Genomic DNA, 19,479 nt, shown 5'->3' on the forward strand with positions numbered 1-19,479 from the left:
TTAATACCTCATTTAATGGAACTTTCTATTTAACTCAAGTTTAAAATCATCACGAAGTTTATTATATTCCTTCATTTTATCGCGAATTATCTTTTTGTAAGATTCTTCATTTAATAATAATTCATTAAACACTTTGATTAATCTCTCACTAGCTAATTGTTCAATTTCTATTTCATATTCTTTTAATCCTAGTTCTTCCATTATTCCCTTTCCTTTATTCCCTCCATATGAAATAGCTATAGAAGGCGTTCCAGAAGAAATAGAGAATATGACAGAATGGAATCTTGTTCCTACGACATAATCCATAGATTTATATATTTTTTTTATGGAGCTAGCATCCAGGTTAATATCAGAAATTACGGTCACATTGTTTTGAATACCACCATCTAAAATTGCTTTAATTGCCTCATTGTCATCTTCATTAAAACTCGGTCCCATAGTTTGTGCAATCAAAATCGGGTGGAAGTTATTTTTTTCCAGATAATTTATGAACTCTTTAAAAGAATTTATATAATTTTCATATGCTTGATGTGGATTTGTATGTCCGTCAAAACGATACGGCCTAACTGTGATACCCACTTTTTTTCTGTCTTTTGGAATTGAAAATTTTCTCAGATAAGATTCTACTTCAAAGTTTGGATCTTCTTTTAAAAAGAAACCTAAATCTGGATAATATTGTGAATCTATATTTAATTCTTCTTTTAAAACGTTTAAAGAAATCTTTTCTCTTACTGCTATCAAATCAATTTTTTTCATCACATTTTTTACCATTCTTGCTGCTATTTTATTTTTGAAAGGTCCAAAAGAATTCGGCATAAAAACTACTTTTATATTATGTTTTTTTGCCAACATAGCATAATATAAAAAATAAAACATTATATATGGATCTCGAATTGAACCATAGCTATGGATAAATCCACCACCTTTAAATATAATACCTTTAGATTTTTTTAAATGATCATATGTTTGTTGAAATTCATATGATAAACTCCTTAATGCAAGTTTTTCTATATGACTATTTCTACTTAATAATAATAATCTTGGCACAAAATCTTTTACTGCTCTTAAACCCCATCTAATATACTGGTTTTTAGAGTAATATTGATTTTTTTCTTCTTTTTCCCCCCTATTTGGATGATTTATTAAGGGATATACAAATTCGTAACCTTTTTTTGCTGTTTGCCAAGATTGAATATGTCTTTCTTTTTCGGTTTCTCCACTTAGAATTATTCTAAAGTTAGCGTTATTATTGATTTCCTTTAGAATATTTATTGATTCCCAAATTAACGCTTGATCTCCTCTGTTTAAATCGGTGTTTCCTGGAACAATCAAATAATTAGCCATTTATTTCTCCCTAAATTTAATTTTCAATAATTCTGTAAAATGTTTTTAAACTTTGTTCCTCAGTACTTTCTTCATTCGATAGATTAGTTATTAATTTCTCTCTTAACTCTTTAGAGTTTATTAACTTTTCTATATTATTTGCAATAGATTCTCCATTCATTTCAGCAATTATCCCGTTAATATTATCTTGAATTTGTTCCCCTACAGTTTCATAATTAGTAGCTATAATCGGTTTATTTAGATATTTAGCTTCGTCAATAACATTAGACTTACCTTCAAACCTTGAAGGATGAACCACAATGTCGCACTTTTCAATAAAATCCATGGTATTAAGATGAAAACCTAATAGTATGAAATTATTTTCTAATTTTCTTTTTTTTATTTCATCTTCTATTGACTTTTTAAAACTCCCATCACCAAGGACATACCATTTTATATTTATTTTTTTTTCCAATAATTTCGACATAGCTTCCATTGCCATGTCAATTCCCTTATTAGGATCTAATCTGCATATAGTTAAAACATTAATCGTATTATGTTCCTTTTCTAAAAAGGAAATATCAGATTTAATATTTTTGTAAATATCAAATGGGAGTACATTATACATTGTCACCGTTTTATGAGCATGTTCTGGAAACATGCCATCAAAGATTACTTTACACTCTTTAGAAACAGATAATATATAGTCCATTCCTCTAAAATAAATGTTATCTATTTTTATATTTCGTTTCAAAACTCTATAATCAGATCTTATCCATCCTATTTTCTTATTAGAAGAAACACAATCATTAATATACATCATCGAGTGACCGCCTGATACACCAAATGCAACATCATATTTTTGGTTTAATTCAGGAAAATACTTATGATTTTCTAACCAAAATTTTTGCCTTGCCTGTCCCATATTATTTAATTTATATCCATCATTCAAAGTATTTAGTGCTTTAAACACCAACTTAGCTTTCTTTCTCTGTAACAGTTTAAAAGTTGATTTTCTTAGCTCTTTTTTCGAAATCAATGCAAATTTTATTTCTATGGGTGTTTCTAAAACATTTACAGCTGGTGGTAAATATTTCAAAAGAGCCCCTTCACCACTTAAAATCATTAAATCACATTCGTATTTTGTATAGTCTATCTTATGAAGAAGAGCTAATAAACTTTTTTGAGGTCCGCCTATGTTAAAATTCGCTATTGTAAATAATATTCTTTTCTTTTTCATAGTTATCCCTTTTTCTTAGCTTTATATTTTATATAGTTCAATAAAATCCATCCCAATGGTAATGCAAATGCAACTGTTATTGGATACTCACTTTTTTTAATATATCCATTATTTTTTATATGCAATTGCATAGCGTTCAAATGAATTGCTTGTCTCAAACGCTTATATAAGCTATTGCTTTTTTTCATTAAAAATTCTCTATAAAATATAAAACCTCTTGGGTTTTTTAAATATCTAGTAAACAAATTAGCCGTAATTCCATCAGGTAAGTATTCTACTATACATAACGGTTCATGTAATAACAGACATGGAGCGACTTCGTCAGTTAAGCTGTACTTATAACGATTTGGAAAATAGTTCTCTCCCTCAAATTGTGGACTAGGGAATAGTTTTGCAATATCTGTTCTATAAACTGGCTTTTTATCGCCTGGAATATTATAAACTTCATATAAATCCATTAAAGTAGCTACTTCTAAGCTCTCTGGAAATTTTTTCCCAACTACTTTCCCGCTTTTATAAACATCCCAACCTATAATACCAGCATATTGTTCTCCGCCTTTTTCAGTCCATAGTTTGGTGATTAATTCAACTGCATTATCTGGCAGATGATCATCGGAATCGATGCAAACATTTAAGTAAGTATCAATATTTTCGATTGCCTTATTCCTAGCCACATGAACTCCTTGGTTTTCTTGATATATATAATTTATATCAATTTTCCCCTCTTTAATCCATATATTAACCAGTTCATTTGTTTGATCTGTTGACCCATCATCGACAATTAACCACTTGAAATTTTGATTTGTTTGACGCAGTAAACTTTCATAACATTCATGTAGTATATAAGCTCTGTTATAAGTAGGTGTATATACTGTTAATAAGGGCACTTTCATCCATCCTCAACTATTTATAATCTCCAAACTGAAATACCATCAGGTTTTTTATCCAGGGGTAATACACTCTTTACATCAACAAGTACACCCTTTTCATTTTTAAATAATGACTGAATGTTGGACCAGCTTTTTTCAATATAACTTCTATGAGGAACAGCTAGAACTACCGCATCTGCCTTTTCTAATTCTTCATAAGAGATTAAGTTAACTCCATATTCACGCAACGCTTCATTACCTCCTGCTTCTGCGTCAGTAACTTGGACGTCAATATCATATTCCTGAAGTTCACGGATTACATCAATCACTTTTGAATTACGAAGATCAGGAACGTTCTCTTTAAAAGTTAAGCCTAGAATAGTCACTTTAGCGCCTTGGACAGCAGTACCTTGTTTTATAATTTTTTTAACCAGAGTACCTGCGATATATTTGCCAAGACCATCATTAATCCGTCGACCAGCCAAGATAACATCTGGCTGATATCCTACAGCTTGAGCTTTATGTGTTAAATAATATGGATCTACCCCTATACAATGTCCACCGACAAGACCGGGTGAAAACTTTAAGAAGTTCCATTTCGTACCTGCAGCAGCCAATACTTCTGCAGTATCAATATCTAACAAGTCAAAAATCAAAGCTAATTCATTCATTAATGCGATATTTACATCACGCTGAGTATTTTCAATAACTTTCGCTGCTTCCGCTACTTTAATGGAACTCGCTCTATGGACACCTGCCTTTACTACACTACTGTAAGTATCAGCAACTATTTCCAATATTTCTGGAGTCTGGCCGGAGACTACTTTTGTAATTGTAGTAAATGTATGCTCTTTATCGCCTGGATTTATACGCTCAGGAGAATACCCTACAAAGAAATCTGCTCCGCATTTCAAACCGGAAAATCCCTCTAGAACTGGCACACAAACTTCTTCTGTCGCACCTGGGTAAACAGTAGATTCAAAAACCACTATTGTGCCTTTTGACAAATTTTTACCCACTGTTTCAGACGCTTTTACTAAGGGAGTCAAATCAGGTTGATTATGTTCGTTAATTGGAGTCGGTACAGCTACGATAATAAAGTCCGTCTCCTTCAATTTTGAGGGATCAGAAGTGAATTGAATCGATGTTTCTGTCAGTTCTTTATCAGTTACTTCGTTCGTATAATCTGTTCCACTAATCAGCGAAGAAATTCTTCCTTCATTTATATCAAATCCTACAATGTTATGTTCCTTGCCAAATGCTACTGCTACCGGTAAACCAACATAACCCAATCCTACTACTCCGATTTTTCTATTCATTATAATTTCACTCCATAATAGTCAACATACCAGTCAACGAATTTTTCGACTCCATCTTTGATGTTTGTTTCTGGTTGAAAATTAATATCTCTATATAAATCAGCGACATCTGCATAAGTAGCTGGCACATCACCTGCTTGAAGGGGCATAAAGTTCTTAATAGCTTTTTTTCCAGTTTTTTCTTCAATCGCTTCTATAAAATCCATTAAATTCACCGGATTATTATTTCCTATATTATAAATTTTATATGGTGCATAACTCGTTCCTGGATCAGGATTCATTCCAGTCCACTCCGGATTAGGCTGTGCGGGTTTGTCAACTAAACGTGAGATCGATTCAACAATATCGTCCACAAAAGTGAAATCTCTCATCATTTCTCCGTTATTAAAAACATCTATTGGTTTTCCTTCAATGATGTTTTTCGTAAACATGAATAAAGCCATGTCTGGGCGTCCCCAAGGACCGTAAACTGTAAAGAATCTCAGTCCAGTGGTCGGAATATTGTATAGACTGCTATAAGTGTGCGCCATTAATTCGTTAGCTTTTTTCGTCGCGGCATAGAGACTTAACGGATGGTCGATATTGTCATGGACTGAAAAAGGCAAAGAAGCATTTGCACCATATACAGAGCTTGATGAAGCATATATTAAATGCTTCACTTCATTGTGGCGGCATGCCTCAAGAATGTTTATAAAACCTACTATATTAGAGTCGATATATGCACGTGGATTTTCTAAACTATATCGAACACCTGCTTGTGCAGCTAAATTTACCACTACATCAGGTTGCTCTTTTTTAAAAATAGCAGTAATTACTTCCTCATCTTCTAAATCTGTTTTATAAAAAGTAAAATCAGGATGTTTTAATAAATTTAATCGCGCTTCCTTGAGAGAAACTGAATAATAATCATTCATATTATCAATTCCAATTACACAATGGTTTAATGTCAATATTTTTTTTACTAAATTTGATCCAATAAAACCTGCAGCACCAGTAATTAATATTTTCAAATAAATACCCTTCTTTCTTAAAACCAAAAAAATTTTGTATTTAAAAACGAGTTATTATCAAACTAAATTATATCTCTACTTTTTTTGCAAACTTTTTATTTATGTTTATTTCTTTGATTGCCGATAATGGCCATTTCCAATTATTGTAAAATAGTTGAATTATAACCATAGGCAATAATAATGTCCAAATTGACGGCCCTACTATGAAGACACTAAACAGTTGAATAATTAGCGTCAATAAACTCGAGATAATAAATGCTTTATAATGCAAGAGTGTATTAGCAGTAGCAAGATAACCTGCAAATAAAGAGTGGTTATTGTGTAGGAAATAGTATGCCAATAAAGTAATTAAAACACTTATAGAAGGCATTTCAATATCGGAACCTAATATATTCAAAATTTGTTCAGAAAAAAGAAGTAAGATCGTGAAGCTGAAAAGTGTGATTATATAATTTATTGAAATCGCTTTTTTGAACTTACTTTCTAATAAATTATACCTATTCTGTATTCTGTATGAACTTAGTTGAGGTAAATAGGTATTGAAAAATGTATTACTTACTACTGTTATTACTGTGATTATTTGTAGTAATAAACCTAATGCAGCTGTAATACTCAGTCCTAAAAAAGAAGCACTAATCAGTGGCAGAGATCTCAAACTAATATAATTTGAAATTGATATCAGCCCTTGTTTATAAGTATTTGGCCAAATATCTACAGCAATTTTTTTTAATTCATTAAATGTCACTTTTTCTTTCATAAGTGATTGAAGCTTTTCTTTATTATTTTGATAAGCAAAGAAGACAAAATGAGCTAAAACTCTATTAGTTATAACAGAGATTAGATAGGCCAAAGAAACTCCAATAAGGCCGTATCCTAATACTAAAAAAATAATAGTCATAGTTAATTGAGTTATCTTAGTCGCAATTAATATCTGTTGATTTCTTTTTATTGCTCCAATACCCTTTAAAATTGCATTCCAATATGCAAAACGCATATTAAGAAAAACAGCGAGAAAATATAATGTCCAAGAAAAAAAAACTATGGCTAAATCGATTGATTCTTTAGAAATACTATATACATAAAGTGTTCCTATGGTACACATAAGAATCAAAATAACTAAACTAATCAATAGATATATGAGCTTGGTAGTTTTAAATAATTTTACGAATAACCCATAATTCGGTGAATCACTATTTATAGATTCTTTATCATAACCAGAACTTTTAATTGACTGAGCTCCAGACCATACAAATGTTACGTTTCTAGATAACGTAGTCATAAACCCAAAGTCTAATATGACTACAAGTCCCGCAATTGCTGCGAACGCATACCATAAGCCAACTTCTTTAGAGTTCAAATATATCAATATAAATGGTAATAACACTATATTGATTCCATTAGATAGAGCTAAACTTATGTAACTCCATTTTACGTCTGAATTAGAGATTTTTATCCCCATTTTTTTCCATACCTTCTTTTCACTAATATTAGTAGATATACTAAGAGTAATGGTATAGCAGTGTAATATGAAACGCCTCTAATCATGTCATATAAACCCCTTCTCGCTAAAGTAAGCGAGAATATTAAAAAGAGACATACAAAAATCAATTTATAGGGATTTTTCATTAATATATCCTTGTTATTAAAATTTGAGAATTTAGCAACAATATAACCTATCGGTATTAAACATAAGAATCCAAATTTACCAAAGTTATAATATCCTTCAGTAGGCAATGAACTTCCTGCGCCATAACTTATACCCATAAGCTCTTTTACCCAAGCCGCTATATTCGAATGTACAGCAGCCGGATGAACATCCCAAAATAAGTTAGGAATAATTGCGGTCAGCCCCCAAAGATAGGTAGATCCATAATGTAATGGAAAAAATTCCGGAATGACTGCCATAGTTTCAATTAATGGAATGACAGAAGCTCCCATCTCTGCAAAAACAAAAAATAATGGGTTATTATCAGTAAAACTATCTATATAATTATTCCAAAAAGTACTAAGACCTCTATTTTCTGTGCCTCTTCTGTAGATTAAAAAGGCGGGAAACATAGTTAAAACAATCAACGAGCCGATTAGATAAGGTATCAATTTTTTTATTTTTATTTTTTGGTTTTTTAAAATTAAATTTAATATAATTACTCCAACTAAAATTGGGAGAGGTTTATCACGATCTCCACTTATTAGTCCAATTATTGCGTAAACAACTATTAACCAGAAAAAGATTCTATACATATTAAAATGATTTCTATACGAATAGAGTAATAAGAACATCGCAGGAATTGTAAATAATGCTAAAAAACCACCTATATTTCCGAAGCTTGTCTTCACTTCTCTTACATTAAAAAGACCAGAATATCCATACTGAAAAGAAATCGTTAAAATTTCATAATAATTTATGACAGTCGGTATAATTGAAATACTGAACAATAACCAACCAATGGTTCTAGCCGATTGTGTAAATTCTGTATTTTCTCTCGGTTTTAAACTTTTCTTTTCTATACTATTTACCGACATTAATGCACCTATCATAAAGGCCACAATTGTATATAGTGTAAATAACTGCGCATCGAAGATTCTTTCATATGAGTATCTATGGAATATCAAAAAATCAAAATCTATATTAAATATATACAAAAAAAACTGACCAAAACAAAAAAAGTAATATGATGTAATCCAAAGTATAAATGGAGTTATAATTGTTCCATTCACTTTTTTCCAGCTATATATCGATAAGAAGAACATGATTAATCCTACTATGGAATAAAACTTTACCTTTTGGGGATGATTATTGGTAAACAAAATATTAATGTATGGATTAAAAATATATATCAATAAGCCTATAAATAACCAACCTGCTATAAAAATGATTTTCGTAATTACGATTTTTTTATTCATCACAGTTACCTCTTTTTTACACCTATTTGAATAAAAATTGCATAAAAAACTTGAATTTCCACTTCATTTTTTCTGAATTACTAAAATCTATAATAATTAAAATAATTTCATCAAACTTTTTTCAACTTCTATATCCAGGAAAAAAACTTTCTTTAATACCTTTAAATTTCGTTTCCATTCTTAATGCCATTAAATTTTTGTATCTGACTTCGTCAAAAACCTTTTTGCCTACCGAAAAATAAGAATTAGAACCTTTATTAAATGCTTTTTTAAATTTATATAAGCTGTCTTCCTGACTGCCAAGACCGCCGCCCAAGTGGAAAGTATTATACCCATTTTCTACTCCCCAGCATGCAGATTCATATAACAATAAATTTGTTGGTGCCAAGTGCTGAAATTTTTTATCAGAAGCAGAAAGATGGTAATGCATCTGAGTATTCGAAAACAATATCATTGACATCGATATTATCTTTTCTTCGTAAACAGCATAAAATATCATTGAATTGTATTTTAAATCTTCAAGTATGCTTGCATAGAAATCTTCTTTAAAATAATAGTAGTCTTTAGCATTATCCTTATCCATCGTCGCATTATACATTTCTATGAAACATTCAATAAGCTGAGAATTACGGCCCCAATAAATATTAATGCCACTATTTCTAGCTTTCCTAATAACATTTCTATTTTTACCAATTAAATCATTCCAAATCTGTTCTCGGGTTTCTAACTTCATAGTAATTGTCTTACCTAGATCTATAACATCATATATAGAAGTTAATCTACTCGAGTTTTTTAGAAGCGGATGAAAACGTACAAATTCACTAACTATTCCTCTTTCATTACAGAGGGAACTATACTCTCTATTTAACATACAAATATTTTTCTCTGTTACTTCTCCTTCTAGCAAAAATCCTCCATAGCCATAGGGAGTAGCGATATCAAAAAATGTTTGTGCTGGAATTTCCCCTTTGAATTTTTCATCTAGTGCAATATCTCTTTTCATTACGACATTAATGGCTTTAAAGTTATCTCCTTGATAATAAAAAAGAATAGGTTCCCCATCGCCATGAATCTCAAATGCTTTTGTATATTCAGCTAAATAATAAATATCGAAATTTTCAAATTTTTTTACTATCTTATTCCATTTTTCTGTTTCATTATTTGTAATCACTGAAATCATGAATCCACTTCCTTACTTAATACTGAATATCTAATTAGTATATGGATTTAAGCACCGTCAGAATTCTCTCCATATCTTTCCCATCATACCTTTGATCACAAGGAATTGATAAAATATGTTCATATATCCTTTTTGTTGCAGATATAGTATCTGTATCAATTTGTGGTGGTATTGGCCAATGAATCGGACAGTAAATACCTTGCTCTGCGAGTTTACTTCTAACCATATTCCTAAGCTCTCCTTCTATAAATACGGGGAAAAACATAGGGCATGTATTATCATCATTCTTCAAAGTAACATGTTGAAGATAAGATACCTCTTTTAAGCTAGAAGTTAAAATCAAATAATTATGTTTTCTTTTTCTAATAAGCTCTTCTTCATTTATTGAGTTTATAATTTCAAATGATAACCTATCAATTTGATATGGATAAAAATCATTATTTATATTTTTTTCAGCTTCAGAGAATTGACTTAACGCCTTGTCCTTTAATTCAACATTTCCAGTCTCAATATAATTCCTTTTATTAATAAGAGCTTCAAGTCTTTTCGATGAAAAAAAAGGTTTTTCTTCAAGTTTACTATCAAGGATTTCTTTCGAAGCCAAAAATCCTCCGCTTGGTATACCAAACCACTTTCTAATACTACCAACATAAAAATGATTAAACTTGGATCTTATAAATTTAGAAAAAAGGCTGTGTGTCACATCTTCAATTACAATAGTTGAATTCTCGCAAAAAGATTTTAGAACTTCTTCCAAATTAGAATTCGTTGAAAATCCATAATATCCAAGATGTAAAAACACTCCAACATCTTTGTATTTCCTTATGCTTTCCAGAGATGGAATTAAATTTTCATCTACTTCGTAATAGTTACATTCATACCCCATCTCAATAAAAGGTATGATTACTGATTCGCAAATATACGCTGGCAAAAGAGCAGATTTTCTTTTTGGTTGTATCTGTTGTAAGAGGTGGGTTATGGCTCCCCTTCCTGATGAAGTTAAAATTACATTTTTATATTCCTTCAAGAAATCTGGAGTCTTACGTTTTGAATTCTCGTCTACACTTTCTAACCAAAATTCACTACCTATCTCCATAATGTTATTCCTCATTTAATATAGATAGAACTAACACATCATGATAGTTCCCTTTTTTAAAAATTCTATTTCTAAGTCTGCCTTCTACGATAAAGTTGCATTTCTCAAATAATTTTTGCGAAGGGGTATTATAAGCGTTGATACTTGCAAATACACATTTAAGCCTCAACTCATTAAATGCATACTCTACTAAAGTTTTGATTGTATCAGCTCCATACCCCTTGCCTCTAGCATCTTCAGTTAATTTAATATGAATTTCAGCATTACCGTTCTTGTAATCTATATCAGATAATATGGCTGTACCGAGTACCTGCTTAGTTTTTTTATCATCAATCATGCACCTTAAAACTCCAATATTAGGCTTTTGATTTTTAATCCAATCCTCTTGATTAAAACTTGAAACCGGGAATGACCATCCACCAAGAGAATTCTCTGTCTCTGAATCATTTATGATTTTCAACAAAGTTTCTTTATCTGAGATTTCAATAGCTCGCAACAAAACTTTTTCACCTGTAATATTCATTTAAATAACCCACCCATCTTTTATTTTTTCTTTCGATACTGATCAAAATCTATTGGCGCATCTATACCCCGCTCACCAATATCACTTCGCTTAACCGCTTTTAAAAGTGTTTGGCAAATAATCTTTATATCTAAAATAAAAGTAATTTTCTTTACATATTGAATGTCATAGTAAAATCTTTGTTCCCAAGTTGCGGTATTCCTACCGTTAATTTGAGCTAATCCAGATAATCCAGGCCTAACCGAATGTCTTGTCTTTTCTTCATGATTGTAATATGGCAAATACTGAACAGCTAAAGGTCGTGGTCCAATAATAGACATGTCACCCTTCAAAATATTCAAAAGCCCAGGAAGTTCATCCAAAGAAGTAGATCTCAAAATTCTGCCAAACTTAGTCAATCGAATACTATCAGGCAACAAATCTCCATTAGCATCCTTTTCACTAGTCATAGACCGAAACTTATACATCTCAAATATCTCTTCATTCAACCCCGGCCTCTTCTGTCTGAACAAAACCGGACTCCCAAGCTTCGTTCTCACCAGAATAGCCACTATAAGAAATACAGGACTAAGTACAATAATCGCTAACAAAGAAAGCACAAAATCCATAGGCCGTTTGAAAAACCTTCTATATAATCCGCCTTTAGAAACAACCATTCTTATTCCCACAACCCTCTAATAATCTTTACAACTCTATCTAACTGCTCATCCGTAATTTTCGTATCACTTGGTAAGCAAACTCCATTTTTAAATAATTCTTCCGAAATTTTTGCTCCAACAAAATCATATTTCTCGAAATAAGTCTGCATATGCATAGGTTTCCATACTGGACGCGATTCAATATTTTCTTTTTCAAGAGCATCCATTACATCATTCGGTCGGATGCTGCCAGTTAAAGTCATTGCACTTAACCAATAGTTCGCTTTGTCCCATTCGTTATCTGGCATAAACTCTACACCCTCAAGATCACTTAAGTGGCTCTTATAAAAATTATAAATATAGTTTTTCTTTGCAACTCGGTTATCTAGCACTTTTAACTGTCCTCTGCCTATCCCAGCGACTACATTACTCATGCGGTAGTTATAGCCTAATTCGCTGTGTTGGTAATGTCTTGCTTGGTCTCTCGACTGAGTAGCCCAAAATCTGGCTTTAGCGATTCGTTCTTCATTATTAGAAACTAACATTCCGCCACCCGAAGTGGTGATGATTTTATTTCCATTGAAAGAGAAGATTCCATAATCACCGAAAGTACCAGTATGCTGACCTTTATAGTAAGTACCCAATGATTCAGCTGCATCTTCTATCAAAGCGACATTATACTTTTTACAAAGTGCTACGATTTGATCCATATCTGCCGATAAACCATATAGATGCACTAAGAGAACTGCTTTCACTTTTGGATATTTCTCAAATGCTTCTTCCAATGCTTTCAGAGACATATTCCATGTTTCGTAGTCGCTATCGATAAAAACTGGAATGGCATTTTGATAGATGATCGGGTTTGCAGTTGCGGAAAAAGTGAGTGTCGAACAAAAGACGATGTCCCCTTCTCCGACTCCAGCTGCTTTTAATGCCAAATGGATGGCTGCTGTCCCGGAAGAAAGCGCCGCTGCTGCTTTCGAACCGACTTTTGCAGCTAGTTCATTTTCAAATTCGTTTACATTCGTTCCAAGAGGGGCAATCCAGTTTGTATCAAAAGCTTCTTTTACATATTGCTGTTCGTAGCCTTCGTCACTCATATGCGGTGATGAGAGGAAAATTCGTTCTGCCATTGTCTGATGCTTCCTTCCTGATGTGCCACAACATTCGATTGCGCATTTAATGATTTATTTTGCAGCTTTTAATAAGTTGCTTTCACTCATTCCTACATTTTTACGATTCGCTAGTGCAATTAATGTATCTTTCAGAACGTCTGACTCCATATCTAATAACTTATCCAGTAAGATTGTCAGCTCTCCCTCACTAACTGGATTCGCCTTCCCAATATGGATTTTCGGAAACACTTGCTCACTTTGAATTTCGTCTTTATTTAACAGTTCTTCGTATAGCTTCTCACCAGGACGAATCCCCGCAAATTTAATTCCAATGTCTTCTTTTTCATACCCAGACAAGCGAATGAGATTTTCTGCAAGATCCACTATTCTTACAGGCTCACCCATATCCAACACAAACACTTCTCCACCTTCAGCGAGTGTTCCCGCCTGAATCACAAGACGCGATGCTTCAGGTATTGTCATGAAATAACGAGTCATTCGTTCATCCGTGACTGTAATTGGTCCGCCTGCAGCAATCTGTTTCTTAAACAACGGAATAACCGATCCACGTGAACCGAGGACATTCCCAAAACGAACTGCGGCAAATTTTGTCTTGCTGCGCTTCGCTAAGTTCTGGACAATCATTTCAGCAAAACGCTTTGTTGCGCCCATCACGTTCGGAGGGTTGACCGCTTTATCCGTCGACACCATAACGAAGTTTTTGACGCCTGCAAAATGCGCTGCATCCGCAACGTTTTTCGTGCCGTAAATATTGTTCTTCACGGCTTCCATCGGATTTCCTTCCATTAACGGAACATGTTTATGCGCTGCTGCGTGGTAGACGACATCCGGTTCGTAGTCCATCATGATCTGCATCATGCGTTCACGGTCCTGGACATCTGCAATGATCGGAATGATTTCGGTATCACAGTCAATCGAGTTGCGCAGTTCCATATCAATTAAGTAAATCGAGTTTTCTCCGTGGCCGAGAAGCAAGAGCTTCTTCGGTGTAAAGCGTGAAATCTGGCGGCAAATTTCTGAACCGATCGATCCACCAGCCCCAGTGACGAGAACAGTTTTCCCCGTCAGTTGCCCTTGGATTTTATTCATGTCCAACTTCACTTCGTCGCGTCCAAGCAAGTCTTCGATTTTCACGTCTTGCATATCGGTAACGGACAGTTTTCCTGTCATCAAGTCTTCGATGAGCGGGATGATCTGCGTTTTGATGCCGGTATCGACGCAGCGGGTGATGATTTCTGCGGTTTCTGCTTTTGGCAAGGAAGGAATGGCAAAGACGATTTGTTCGATTCTGTTATCTTTTGCAATGTCGGCGATGGCTTCGGTGCCACCTTGAACCCGTACACCGTAAATTTCCAATCCCTGCTTTTTGATGTCATCATCGACAAAGACAATCGGCATCAAGCCTTTTTCCGGGTTGTTGATGAGTTGGCGAGCTACTAGTGTCCCCGCTCTCCCCGCTCCGATGATCAATGTCCGTTTTTGGTCGCTTTTTTGACTCCCCACAAACATATCCCGGAACAAACGCCAAGAGAGGCGCGAACCTCCGATTAGTAAGAGATGCAGCATCCATGTAATCGCTAGCGCCCGAAGCAGCACATCTCCCCGCACAAGGAATTGAACCATTCCGACTGCAATGATGGAGAAGGTCACCGCTTTAAAGATGGATGTGAGTTCACCGATTGAAGCGTATTCCCAGATTTTCCGGTAGAGTCCGTAATACATCGCAAATGCGTGGTGCGCGACAAAGATCGTCGTAGCGCTCGCCAGCAAGAAGATACTGTCAAATGGGTTTGTCAGTGGATGAAGCAAGTAATAACCGATAAAGATGGAGAAGAAGACAATAAATGAATCCAGCAACACCAACAGGGATACTCGGTTTTTTAAAGACACATCGTTCACTCCTTTCCTTTTTAAGTACTTTAGATCTAGGTAATTAGACTATTAATCTATTTTAGCATACTAGTATTTGGAAAAGAATAGATTTCTAAAACAAATTCTTACTTTTTTTGTTAAAAATTTCTAAGATAACTTACAATTCCTACAAATTGATGAATACGTAATCCTTAGTTCCCGATAAAGAATTCGTTTCGTTTTTTATTTCAAAACCTTATGTATGAATAGTCCTGAGAAATGGGTCTAGGGGTCTAAAACTGAAAAATCCGTTTATAGGCCTTTTTCCGAGCTCGTTTAGGCATAGAAAAAAGTAAAAAGGGAAGCCCTTTTTACTTTTCAGCTCCGTAGTATTGGTAATAGTAGTTGTCTTTTGGAAGAATGAAGTTATTCAAGACGGCACCAATCAAGCGGCTATTGGATGAAGCAATCGCTTCTTTCGCTTTTAGGGCCATTTCTTTTTCCGTTGTACCGGAATTGACGACCAGGATCGTTCCTTCGCATTTGCTGGCAAGGATTTGGCCATCTGTCACGGAAAGAACCGGCGGTGCATCGAAAATGATGATGTCGTAAGTTTCTTTCAATTGTTCAATTAAAGCGTCCATCGATTTGGATGCGAGGAGTTCTGCCGGGTTTGGCGGAATCGGTCCGCATGTCAATAAGTCGAGGCGTTCGATTTCCGTTTCCCGGATCGCCGTTTCCGCTTCGATCTGGCGAGTTAAAACAGATGACAAACCTTGCGTATTCCCCATATGGAACGTGTAATGCGTTGTCGGTTTCCGCATATCAGCATCGACTAGCAAGACGCGTTTTCCTTCTTGAGCGAAAACGACAGCCAGGTTCGCTGAAGCGGTTGACTTGCCTTCTGAAGGTGCTGCTGACGTCACAAGCAGTGAACGGATATCTGAATCCGGAGACGAGAAGTTGATGTTCGTCCGGAGCGTCCGGAATTGTTCCGCTACGTAAGAGCGGGGATTGGTAAACGAAATTACTTTACGCGCAGTTTCCTGCAATACTTTTTTTTGTTTCTTTCTTGCCATCTGGCTTACGCTCCCCTTCTCTTAGATGAAGTTTTTGCAGCTTCCTGCATATCGGTTTTTTCTTCGATTGGTGAAATCATGCCAAGTACCGGAATGCCCAGTACGTCTTCGATATCTTGATCGCTCTTGATCGTTGTATCCAAGTATTCAAGCAAGAATGCGATACCAACTCCAAGCATTAGGCCAATGACAGCGGCAATCGCCATATTGAGCATCGGATTCGGTTTGATCGGAGTTGGGTCTTCTTTCAACATAGCCGGCGAAAGAATCGAAACGTTATCGACGCTCATCAATTCCAGAATCTCGTTTTGGAAAACGTCTGCTGTCGTGTTCGCGATGTCTACAGCAATTGCCGGGTCTGCATCTTCAACTGCCACATTCACGACTTGTGAGTTTTCAGCATTGCTGACGGTGATTTTGCTGTTCAGCTGTTCAGCCGTCAACCCAAGATCCAATTGCTGTGCTACTTGGTCCAAGATTGCCGGGCTTTTGATGATGACCGAATATGTATTGATCAATTGAAGATCGGTTTGGATGTTCTGGTTGGTCAGCTGCGTCGCTTCTGTCTGTTCCTGGTTGACGAGAATCTGCGTTGACGTCTGGTAAATTGGCGTCAGCAAGGTATAGCTGACAACGCCTGCGATGATGACTGCCAGAATCGTCAAGATGAGGATTAGGCCTAACCTTTTTTTCAAGGTGCTAAAAAGTTCCTGTAACGAGATGGTTTCTTCCATGTGCCGTTTGACTCCTTTAAAGGTAAATGTGGTTTTATCTTACTTTAAATGACAGGGCAATCCCTCTTTTGATGCGGGAATCAGCTGGCGGTTAAAGTGCGATTGGTCTAAACGATGGTAAATAATTTCCTGTTCATCGTTTCTCTTTATCTCAGTATAACACGAAGTTATAAGGGTATTGCGGATTATTTTGGAAAATTTTCGTAGGTATTGTTTCCTTTAATGGGAATGATGCAGGTATTTCTGCATGTCCAGTTGGATATATTTTGTCGAAAAACATGCGCTGAGAAGATATTTTTGAGTTTTTCTATATAGAGCTCAGACAGTTTGTGGAAAAGAGATTCTTACCAATAGAAGTGAAGATGAATAGACTTTCTCCTTATGTGACGAGAGGTGAACAAGGGTTTATGGCCTTGAAATTGCTCCCCACTCGGACTGAGCTAAACGGAACAGTTTTTATTCTAATTGTATGAATTTAGGAATTGGCATGACTTCTTTTGAATTTCATCCTATAATGAGAAGGACTATGAAAAAGGGGCTTTTTGGCAATGACTTCAAAGATTTTGATTATTGTTCCTGCTTATAACGAGGAACAGGCCATTGTTGGGACGGTCCAGCAATTGGAACAATTCCATGAATATGATTATGTGGTGATTAATGACGGCTCTACGGACCGGACGAAAGAAATTCTCGAGCAGCACGGCTTTTCACATGTGACGCTTCCTGTGAATTTGGGCATCGGCGGTGCCGTGCAGACCGGTTATCGTTATGCGGAACGCTTCGGCTACGATTATGCGATTCAATTGGACGCGGACGGGCAGCACGATCCGGAAGATCTTCACCATTTGGTAGCGGAGATGAAGAAGCGTGATGTGGATATGCTGATCGGTTCGCGCTTTTTGGAGAAATCGAATTATAAAGGCAGTTTGACACGCCGGACCGGCATCCTTTATTTCAATTATTTATTGCGTATGATTGCACGGGTGAATATCACGGATCCGACTTCCGGCTACCGGATTGTGAACCGTCGTGTAATTGAATGGTTTGCGAAAGACTACCCGGTGGACTATCCGGAAGTGGAAGTGATTGTGAAGCTCGCACGTAAAGGCTTTAAAGTGGAAGAGACGAAAGTCGAGATGAATGCGCGGCAAGGCGGCGCGTCTTCGATCACGCCTGGCAAGTCGGTCTATTATATGGCGAAAGTGACGTTCTTTTCGCTGATACGTTCTTATATATAGGAAGGAGTTTTGTTCATGAATACGGTTTATCTCATCGTGATCGCTTCTTCCCTGTTCTTTTTGATCGTGGTGATTGGGATGACGGCGAAGAATAAGCTGACGGATCAGTACGCATTTATGTGGCTGACGTTTTCGATCATCGGCGTGGTGCTTGCTTTCGCTTTGCCTTATTTAAATGATTTTGCCCGCGCGATCGGCATCAGTTATTTGCCGTCGCTGATTTTTTTACTGGCGTTTTTGGTGGTGTTGAGCTTGCTCATCTACCATACGCATTTGTTGTCGAAGCAAGAGCATCGCATTAAGACGCTCGTGCAGGACGTTGCGTTTTTGCAGCGTGAAATACAGGAAGTACGGAAAGAGGATTCTCGTTCATGAATATTGTGTCGCTGTTATTGGTATTGTGTAATACATTGATATTGGTTGCCGGCCAGTTTTTATGGAAGGTCGGTATGGAAAAAAATACGGATGCGTTCAGTTCGGTTTTCTCCGTTGTTAAGTTGTTTTTCACGCCGTATATTTTTACGGGGCTGACGATGTATGGGCTTGCTACGGTGTTGTGGTTGTTCATTTTGACTAGGGTGCCGCTCAGTGTGGCGTATCCACTGCAGTCGAGCGCATATGTGATTGCGGTTGTGGGAGCATTTTTCATTTTCGGTGAGGCGATTACGCTTTGGAAAGTGGCAGGTGTGTGCTTTATCATGCTTGGGGTTTCGATTATCGGTATTAGTGAGATGCGTTAAGTTTTATTGGCTCCCTTTTTGGGGGCTTTTCTTATTTGTAGATTAGAGGGAATACGCGCCCTTTCCTGCGGACGAACGCCCAAGCCTCCTCAACCGCGCAAAAAGACGCACGGTCTGCGGGGTCTCGGTCCCTCGTTTTTCCGCGGGAGTGGCGCGATCCCCTCTAGTATAAGTATGATAGTGGGCTATTACAGAACCTAAACCACTGGGCTTCGAGTGGATAGTTGGAAAGGTTTCTTTAATTTGAATTATGTCGGCTCTTAGTTAAATTGTGACGCCTTTTATTTAGACTCTTTTCGTTTCTACTTTAATTGTGTCGATTTCACTATACCTATGGAGAAAGCTGTTCTTCTCCTTTTTTAAAAGATGATAATTAGAAGGATGAGCGGAAGGTGGCGACTCCAGCGGGGACAGCACGAGCTGGAGCCACTGGACTGAACGGAGTGAGGGAAGCGGCAGAAGCCGTGCCCGCGGAAAGCGTCCACCTAGAGCGAATTCTTCCCCCACTCTCTTTTTCTTGTCACATCCTTTATTTCCCATTTTGTTTTCTCCAAGAGTTTAGTAAAATGGAGTGATTGTTTCATTCTATAGATCAGAGG

At 35.9% G+C, this 19,479-nt stretch carries 18 protein-coding genes; 3 read left to right on the plus strand and 15 right to left on the minus strand.

The genetic code is table 11. The features are described 5' to 3' along the window. Positions 1–12: 12 nt before the first annotated feature. The 15 genes from NFU07_RS05000 to NFU07_RS05070 all read right to left on the minus strand — a co-directional run bounded on the left by NFU07_RS05000 (position 13) and on the right by NFU07_RS05070 (position 16,902). Complete coding sequence (locus NFU07_RS05000; protein WP_251475468.1) at positions 13–1,344, minus strand: polysaccharide pyruvyl transferase family protein; 1,332 nt, start codon at positions 1,342–1,344, stop codon at positions 13–15. Positions 1,345–1,360: 16 nt separating this feature from the next. Next, entirely contained in the window at positions 1,361–2,563 is a 1,203-nt protein-coding gene (locus NFU07_RS05005; RefSeq protein WP_251475470.1) for a glycosyltransferase, read from the minus strand. A gap of 2 nt (positions 2,564–2,565) precedes the next feature. Further along, positions 2,566–3,450, minus strand: a complete 885-nt coding sequence (locus NFU07_RS05010) for a glycosyltransferase family 2 protein (protein WP_397443699.1) — start codon at positions 3,448–3,450, stop codon at positions 2,566–2,568. 20 nt (positions 3,451–3,470) lie between these two features. Continuing rightward, complete coding sequence (locus NFU07_RS05015) at positions 3,471–4,751, minus strand: nucleotide sugar dehydrogenase (protein WP_251475483.1); 1,281 nt, start codon at positions 4,749–4,751, stop codon at positions 3,471–3,473. After that, complete coding sequence (locus NFU07_RS05020; protein WP_251475486.1) at positions 4,751–5,761, minus strand: NAD-dependent epimerase; 1,011 nt, start codon at positions 5,759–5,761, stop codon at positions 4,751–4,753. The genes NFU07_RS05015 and NFU07_RS05020 overlap by 1 nt, the downstream gene beginning before the upstream one ends. A 67-nt stretch (positions 5,762–5,828) precedes the next feature. Then, positions 5,829–7,220, minus strand: a complete 1,392-nt coding sequence (gene wzx, locus NFU07_RS05025) for an O-unit flippase-like protein (RefSeq protein WP_251475488.1) — start codon at positions 7,218–7,220, stop codon at positions 5,829–5,831. After that, a complete protein-coding gene (gene wzy / locus NFU07_RS05030) occupies positions 7,211–8,665 on the minus strand; it encodes an O-antigen polysaccharide polymerase Wzy (protein ID WP_251475491.1) in 1,455 nt (484 codons plus the stop codon). The genes wzx and wzy overlap by 10 nt, the downstream gene beginning before the upstream one ends. Before the next feature lie 121 nt (positions 8,666–8,786). Beyond that, positions 8,787–9,845, minus strand: coding sequence for a GNAT family N-acetyltransferase (locus NFU07_RS05035; protein WP_251475493.1), 1,059 nt, complete (start codon positions 9,843–9,845; stop codon positions 8,787–8,789). Positions 9,846–9,879: 34 nt separating this feature from the next. Further along, positions 9,880–10,941, minus strand: a complete 1,062-nt coding sequence (locus NFU07_RS05040; protein ID WP_251475495.1) for a DegT/DnrJ/EryC1/StrS family aminotransferase — start codon at positions 10,939–10,941, stop codon at positions 9,880–9,882. A 4-nt stretch (positions 10,942–10,945) separates the two neighbouring features. Further along, on the minus strand, positions 10,946–11,464 hold the full coding sequence (locus tag NFU07_RS05045) for a GNAT family N-acetyltransferase (RefSeq protein WP_251475497.1): 519 nt from the start codon (positions 11,462–11,464) through the stop codon (positions 10,946–10,948). Positions 11,465–11,484: 20 nt separating this feature from the next. Further along, positions 11,485–12,120, minus strand: coding sequence for a sugar transferase (locus NFU07_RS05050; RefSeq protein ID WP_251475499.1), 636 nt, complete (start codon positions 12,118–12,120; stop codon positions 11,485–11,487). Between the two features lie 2 nt (positions 12,121–12,122). Next, positions 12,123–13,235 (minus strand): DegT/DnrJ/EryC1/StrS family aminotransferase, encoded by a 1,113-nt coding sequence (locus tag NFU07_RS05055; RefSeq protein ID WP_251475501.1) that lies wholly within the window; start codon positions 13,233–13,235, stop codon positions 12,123–12,125. A gap of 54 nt (positions 13,236–13,289) precedes the next feature. Continuing rightward, complete coding sequence (locus tag NFU07_RS05060; RefSeq protein WP_285835936.1) at positions 13,290–15,128, minus strand: polysaccharide biosynthesis protein; 1,839 nt, start codon at positions 15,126–15,128, stop codon at positions 13,290–13,292. 332 nt (positions 15,129–15,460) lie between these two features. Beyond that, positions 15,461–16,168 (minus strand): CpsD/CapB family tyrosine-protein kinase, encoded by a 708-nt coding sequence (locus NFU07_RS05065; protein WP_251475505.1) that lies wholly within the window; start codon positions 16,166–16,168, stop codon positions 15,461–15,463. Between the two features lie 5 nt (positions 16,169–16,173). Beyond that, positions 16,174–16,902 carry a YveK family protein gene (locus NFU07_RS05070; protein ID WP_251475506.1) on the minus strand — a complete coding sequence of 243 codons (729 nt, stop codon included), beginning with the start codon at positions 16,900–16,902 and terminating at the stop codon, positions 16,174–16,176. A gap of 548 nt (positions 16,903–17,450) precedes the next feature. On the opposite strand from NFU07_RS05070, the gene NFU07_RS05075 reads away from it, so the two are divergent. From NFU07_RS05075 to NFU07_RS05085, 3 genes are read left to right on the plus strand one after another with little or no spacing between them, the layout of a single operon-like run. Continuing rightward, positions 17,451–18,140: a glycosyltransferase family 2 protein gene (locus NFU07_RS05075; RefSeq protein ID WP_251475509.1), complete on the plus strand. Its 690-nt coding sequence runs from the start codon at positions 17,451–17,453 to the stop codon at positions 18,138–18,140. Between the two features lie 15 nt (positions 18,141–18,155). Next, entirely contained in the window at positions 18,156–18,515 is a 360-nt protein-coding gene (locus NFU07_RS05080; RefSeq protein ID WP_235197008.1) for a DUF2304 domain-containing protein, read from the plus strand. Next, positions 18,512–18,880: a DMT family transporter gene (locus NFU07_RS05085; protein ID WP_251475511.1), complete on the plus strand. Its 369-nt coding sequence runs from the start codon at positions 18,512–18,514 to the stop codon at positions 18,878–18,880. Before NFU07_RS05080 ends, NFU07_RS05085 begins: the two co-directional genes overlap by 4 nt. Positions 18,881–19,479 lie beyond the last annotated feature (599 nt).

The sequence above is a fragment of the Planococcus sp. NCCP-2050 genome (assembly GCF_023708025.1).
In the GTDB taxonomy this organism is placed as follows: Bacteria; Bacillota; Bacilli; order Bacillales_A; family Planococcaceae; genus Planococcus.

Coding starts and splice junctions, on each gene's coding strand:
- NFU07_RS05000 (WP_251475468.1), bottom strand. CDS start 1,344: ATGGCTAATTATTTGATTGTTCCAGGAAACACCGATTTAAACAGAGGA.
- NFU07_RS05005 (WP_251475470.1), bottom strand. CDS start 2,563: ATGAAAAAGAAAAGAATATTATTTACAATAGCGAATTTTAACATAGGC.
- NFU07_RS05015 (WP_251475483.1), bottom strand. CDS start 4,751: ATGAATAGAAAAATCGGAGTAGTAGGATTGGGTTATGTTGGTTTACCG.
- wzx (WP_251475488.1), bottom strand. CDS start 7,220: ATGGGGATAAAAATCTCTAATTCAGACGTAAAATGGAGTTACATAAGT.
- wzy (WP_251475491.1), bottom strand. CDS start 8,665: ATGAATAAAAAAATCGTAATTACGAAAATCATTTTTATAGCAGGTTGG.
- NFU07_RS05035 (WP_251475493.1), bottom strand. CDS start 9,845: ATGATTTCAGTGATTACAAATAATGAAACAGAAAAATGGAATAAGATA.
- NFU07_RS05040 (WP_251475495.1), bottom strand. CDS start 10,941: ATGGAGATAGGTAGTGAATTTTGGTTAGAAAGTGTAGACGAGAATTCA.
- NFU07_RS05045 (WP_251475497.1), bottom strand. CDS start 11,464: ATGAATATTACAGGTGAAAAAGTTTTGTTGCGAGCTATTGAAATCTCA.
- NFU07_RS05050 (WP_251475499.1), bottom strand. CDS start 12,120: ATGGTTGTTTCTAAAGGCGGATTATATAGAAGGTTTTTCAAACGGCCT.
- NFU07_RS05055 (WP_251475501.1), bottom strand. CDS start 13,235: ATGGCAGAACGAATTTTCCTCTCATCACCGCATATGAGTGACGAAGGC.
- NFU07_RS05065 (WP_251475505.1), bottom strand. CDS start 16,168: ATGGCAAGAAAGAAACAAAAAAAAGTATTGCAGGAAACTGCGCGTAAA.
- NFU07_RS05070 (WP_251475506.1), bottom strand. CDS start 16,902: ATGGAAGAAACCATCTCGTTACAGGAACTTTTTAGCACCTTGAAAAAA.
- NFU07_RS05075 (WP_251475509.1), top strand. CDS start 17,451: ATGACTTCAAAGATTTTGATTATTGTTCCTGCTTATAACGAGGAACAG.
- NFU07_RS05080 (WP_235197008.1), top strand. CDS start 18,156: ATGAATACGGTTTATCTCATCGTGATCGCTTCTTCCCTGTTCTTTTTG.
- NFU07_RS05085 (WP_251475511.1), top strand. CDS start 18,512: ATGAATATTGTGTCGCTGTTATTGGTATTGTGTAATACATTGATATTG.